Source organism: Caldisericota bacterium (assembly GCA_034717215.1).
GTDB lineage: Bacteria > Caldisericota > Caldisericia > Caldisericales > Caldisericaceae > UBA646.
In genome coordinates this window covers 1-5286 of record JAYELD010000143.1, presented here as the reverse complement: position 1 = coordinate 5286, position 5286 = coordinate 1, and the positions used below count along the sequence as shown (strand labels likewise).

6 protein-coding genes are annotated in these 5286 nt (G+C 36.9%); all 6 read right to left on the bottom strand.

The window, feature by feature from the left end:
* Positions 1 to 169 (bottom strand): acetate--CoA ligase family protein (locus U9Q18_06050; GenBank protein ID MEA3313919.1); only part of this gene is annotated, 169 nt, incomplete at its 3' end.
* Between the two features lie 28 nt (positions 170 to 197).
* A complete protein-coding gene (locus U9Q18_06045; GenBank protein ID MEA3313918.1) occupies positions 198 to 908 on the bottom strand; it encodes an ABC transporter ATP-binding protein in 711 nt (236 codons plus the stop codon).
* Positions 886 to 1635 carry an ABC transporter ATP-binding protein gene (locus U9Q18_06040; GenBank protein ID MEA3313917.1) on the bottom strand — a complete coding sequence of 250 codons (750 nt, stop codon included), beginning with the start codon at positions 1633 to 1635 and terminating at the stop codon, positions 886 to 888. Before U9Q18_06040 ends, U9Q18_06045 begins: the two co-directional genes overlap by 23 nt.
* Positions 1625 to 2629 carry a branched-chain amino acid ABC transporter permease gene (locus tag U9Q18_06035; GenBank protein MEA3313916.1) on the bottom strand — a complete coding sequence of 335 codons (1005 nt, stop codon included), beginning with the start codon at positions 2627 to 2629 and terminating at the stop codon, positions 1625 to 1627. Before U9Q18_06035 ends, U9Q18_06040 begins: the two co-directional genes overlap by 11 nt.
* Positions 2629 to 3489: a branched-chain amino acid ABC transporter permease gene (locus U9Q18_06030; protein ID MEA3313915.1), complete on the bottom strand. Its 861-nt coding sequence runs from the start codon at positions 3487 to 3489 to the stop codon at positions 2629 to 2631. Before U9Q18_06030 ends, U9Q18_06035 begins: the two co-directional genes overlap by 1 nt.
* A 196-nt stretch (positions 3490 to 3685) precedes the next feature.
* Positions 3686 to 4954 carry an ABC transporter substrate-binding protein gene (locus tag U9Q18_06025; GenBank protein ID MEA3313914.1) on the bottom strand — a complete coding sequence of 423 codons (1269 nt, stop codon included), beginning with the start codon at positions 4952 to 4954 and terminating at the stop codon, positions 3686 to 3688.
* Between the last annotated feature and the right edge of the window lie 332 nt (positions 4955 to 5286).

Here is a 5286-nt window from a genome sequence, read left to right as displayed (position 1 = left end):
TCATCACTATAGGAAAATTCATTTCTTTGACCAAACCAACAATTTCATCTTCACTCTTTATTAATTTGAAATCAGGAACAGGAATTCCATATTCCTTCAACAATTCTTTTGCCTCTGTCTCCAATAATGACCTTTTTTCTTTTTTAGCTTTTTCAATAATCTGATGCACTGCTGCCTCTTTTCTTAAAATTAATAATTTAAATTCCCAAATAATGTTTCTTTACATGTTCACTATTTAATAGTTCTTTACTATTTCCTTCCATAACAATTTTACCATTTTCCAGAACATAAGCTCTTTCTGCAAATTGTAAAGCATAATTTATATTTTGTTCTATAAGTAATATAGTAATCCCTTTTTTCTTTAAAATAGACAATTTTTGATAGATATCATCTACTAATTTGGGAGCTAAACCTTGAGAAGGTTCATCAAGCATTAAAAATCTTGGCTGACTTGCCAGGCTTCTGCCAATGCTAAGCATTTGCTTTTCACCACCACTTAATGTCTTCGCTAATTGCTTTTCTCGTTTTTTAAGTATAGGGAATATTTCGTAAATTTCTTCTAAAACATCTCCTTTTATTTTCTTCCTGTTTCTATACGTCCCCATAAGAAGATTTTCATAAACTGTCATATTTATAAAAAGCTTTCCGCCTTCCGGTACATGTGCAATCCCGGCCTGGGAAATTAAATGAGGCGGATATTTTGTAATATTTTGTCCTTCAAAAACGATCTCTCCTGCAAAGGGGGAAATTAACTTAGAAATTGTTTTTAAAAGTGTAGTCTTTCCTGCTCCATTTGAGCCAATGACAGCCACAACTTCATTTTCTTCTATTTGGAAGTTGATATCCCTCAAAACAGTGACTTTACCGTAACCGGAACTTAAGTCTTTAACCTGTAGAACTTGGTTCACTATAACTTCTCCTCCCCAGGTAGGCTTCAATAACCCGCTGATTATTACTTATTTCGCTTGGAATACCTTTGGCAATAAGTTCACCGGCATCCAGGACGAAGATTCGCTCACAAAGGCCCATAACCATTTGCATTACATGTTCAACTACACATAAGGTAATTTTAGTTTCTTCATTAAGCCTTTTGAGTTCTGACATAAGCTTTAAGAGTTCGGTAGCAGTAAGTCCTGCTCCTACCTCATCAAGAAGTAAAAGCTCTGGCTCAGTAGCAGCTGCCCTTGCTACTTCTACTTTGCGTAAAGAGGACAACCCTAAATCACTGCACTTATAATCCCGGATATCTTCCAGCTCAAAGAATTCAAGAGCCCAATCCACTTTGTTTTGCACTTCTTTTTCTCCTCGCCTATTATAAGCACCCACTCTTATCGCGTCTTCGACAGACATTTCGGTAAAAGATTTAGCAACTTGAAAAGTACGAGACATTCCTAATTTACAAATTGCATGGGGAGACAGGGTGGTAATATTGGTTCCTTTGAAAATAACCTGACCTTCATCCGGATCTTCCAATCCTGTTATTAAATTAAAAAAAGTAGTCTTTCCAGCGCCATTTGGTCCGATAAGTCCAATAATTTCCTCCTTGTTAATCTCCAAGTCAACCTGATTGACTGCAATAAGACTGCCAAAGCGCTTGGTAAGTTTAGAAGTTTTAAGAATTTGTTCAGACAACACTTTTTTTCTTCACCTCCTGCTTTGCCGGCTTTTTATTTCTATATTGAAAGAAAGTAGCAATTCCGCTGGGTTTAAAAAGAACTACCAAGATTAAAATGACTGAGTAAATTACCAAGTATAAACCTGATACTTCACCACCTAAACTTGCTCTTAAAAATTCTTGGGAACCAACTAATAACAAGGCAGCTAAAAGAGGGCCATAAGTAATGCCTCTGCCTCCTACAATTCCCAATATCGCAATCTTAATACTTTCCTGCCCATTAAAAAAACTGGGATGAATGTAACCATAGATATTTGCATAAATTGCACCGGTAACCCCGATTAGAAAGGCATAGTAGACCAGTGCTCTCAATTTACAGGCTCGGGTATTAACTCCCAGTACCTCCGCTGCATCCTCGTCCTCTCCCAAAGCTTTAAGATAAAAGCCCAGCTTCGAGCGAGCGATTCGGGAATTAACCAGTAAAGCTATTACCAACATACCCAATATTAGATAATAATAAGGGACATAGGAACTAAAGCGCATATGGTAGAGCGAACCACTAAAATAAGGCAGGTATCTTTCTACTGGCCCGCCTACTTCTTTCCACATATTAAAGACTACTTTAAGTACCTCAACCAGAGCGCAGGTAGTTAAAGCATACCATACTTCTCTTATCCGGAATCGAAACAAAGGAAACCCAATTAATAAGGCAAACGCAACTGCTACCAAACCTCCCATAATCATTCCAATCCAGGGAGTAAAATTAAAGCGGATAAGTAAAGTGCCAGAGGTGAAAGCGCCTAATCCCAGATAAGCAAAAGAGGCTAAATCAAGCTGACCGGCTAGACCACCAATAATATTCCAAGAGGTAGCCATTAGCCCGTAAATTAGTACGGTAGTAACTAAAAGTATATTATATTGGCTTGAACCAAATATTAAAGGTACAAATAAAGCAATAACTAAAAATAATAATAATAATAAATTCTCTAAATTTTGATTTTTTTTACAATTCATTACTTCCTCCCAAAAAGGCCTCTAGGTCGTAACCAAAGAACTAGAATAAATATAAGATATATTACCAAAGATCTAGCCCTGGGGTCCCAAAAAGACATAGCCAGTGATTCACCTATTCCTATAATTAAACCGGAAATCAGTAATCCAGGTATCGAACCTAACCCAGCAAGTGCAAGAATGCACCAGCTAAGCAATCCAAAGCGTAACCCCATGGTTGGATCTACTTGTTGAAAGGTCATTAATAAACCACCTGATATGGCGGTTAGACTTGAGCCCAATCCAAAGGCAAGGGCATAAGTCTTTCGAAAATCAACTCCCATAAGAGAAGCTGCATCAGAATCGTCAGAAGTTGCCCTTAGTGTCCATCCCGGCCAAGTCTTACTCAAGAAAAAAGATATGCTTATAATAATAATTAGACTTATTGCAGCTGAGATTAAGCGTGAAAGAGCAATAGTATAGCCTCCGAATTGGATACTTCCTTGAATAAAAGAATAAGGAAGCGCACGAGGCCGTGCCTTCCATGCTAATTGAGTAATGGCACCTAAAAAAGTCATTAAACCAACTGTTACAGCTATTTGTATAGTATAGTGTTCTTTTAGTGTTCGATCAATTATTCCATAATAGACTAACATTCCAAATACAAATAATAGAGGAAAAGTAATTAGCGGAGTTAAGACTGCATCAATTCCCCATAATGAACCAGCCCAAAAAGAAAAGTACATAGAAAGCATTACAAAATTTCCATGTGCAAAGTTTACTACATTCATTACCCCAAATATAAGCGACAATCCCAAGGCAATCAGGGCATATATGCAACCCATTAATGCTCCGTCAAAAAGACTTTGAATAATTGTTTCCATATTCTATATTTAATTCCTTTCTTTGCCTTTATATTTACCCAATCTGATATAAACTTTTGCCTGGCTGAATATTTGAGATATTTTAAACTTCGCCAGGCAAAAGTTTCTAAAGTTTAGTTATAATTTACAGTAAATACCACTTTAGTGCTTTTATATCCTACCAAAAAACAGTTTGAGCCCCGATAACCAATGAAATTTAATAGGTAGCATCTAACCTGGGGAAAACAAACTCAGCTTCAGCTTCATCAAAGGGCCATACAACTTTGGGCTCACCTTTAATAACCTGCATAATCGTGGCTCTGGCATAAGGGTTATCTCCCTTTCCGTCGAAAGCAATATGATTTACCGGGAAAGTTTCAACTGCAGGACCGGAAGTTAAGTCAAGTTCTAAAAATGCTTTTCGTAAATTGTCTGAATTAAGCGGGTCGTCAGGGAAAAGTTTCCCGGAAAGCTCAAGCGCCTCTTTTAAGATCCACATTGCGTAATAATTCATCCCGGCAGCTTCGGTAGGTATGTGTCCAACTTTAGCAGTATACTCTTCAACAAATTTGCGATTTTGTGGTGTATCCTTGGCTGGATTGTAACTATAAGTATTGCTATAATGTTCGGATGTTTCACCTAACGCTTCTATAGATTCGGGATCTGTAAATCCACATGCACCCATACCAGCAATAAATTTTGGAATTTTATTTAATTCTTTAAAAGCTTTAGCAAATATAATCCCATCCATAAAATATGGACAGGTAATCACAAAATCTGCTTTAGCTGCAGCAATTCCATGAACAATAGATGAAGCATCGGTAATATCATAAGGATATTCCTTTTGATAGACAATAGTAAGCCCGTTATCTAAGGCCGCTTGTACTGCACCTATCGCATTGCTTCTTCCAAAAGAAGAATCTTCATTCAGGATAGCAATTTTTTCTACAGAGACCCCGGATTTTTCAGCTGCTTCTAAAACAAATTCAACAGCAGATCTGCCCTGCATGCTCGCTTTGGGAGCTGGTCTAAATAGATACTGACGCCCCATTTCTGTTACATTATCTACCAAAGCATCGGCTACTAGAATTACTTTTTCCCTTTCAGTAATCTCCGACGCTGCCGTAGTTAATCGACTAATGTATAGACCTAAAACAGCTACCGGATGGTGTTTGCTTATCAGACTCTCAGCTGCCAGACGAGCACTCATTGCATTTTCACCCACATCTTCAGCCACTAACTCCAGAGGAATTCCCCCTAATGATTGAATCCCACCAGCTTCATTGATATGCTGAAGAGCAAACTCCATACCAATTTTTGCTTCACCACCGAAAATTGCATGTGCACCGGTAAGAGGCTCAAGACAGCCAATTACTATTTTTTCGGGTAGCTTTTCCGCTAAAACCGTAAAACTAAATATTAAACTTACCAAAATAATGATTAAAATATTCACAACAAAACATAAACTAAAACGCCTACGCAACATTTTTTCCTACCTCCTCTTTTTGAAACTTTAATTTGAAACTAAATCACTAATTTAAATCATGCATCATCTCCTTCTTTAGCAAGATTTTCTGGTTTTATTATATTTAAAAAAGCTTTTTAAGTCAAAAATCTTTGTAAGATTATTTGTTATTTTAAAAATCTTTTAATTTTTCAAAGCATAAGATGCAATTTTCTGAATTACTTTAGCACATCTTTCTCCGGTTTCGTAATTGGGGATTCCGTATTTTTTTAATTCTCCAATCGCTTCTTTTACCAATCTACCGGCCATAAAACTGGCAAATATAGGTATTTTTATCTCTTCTTTTATCTTTC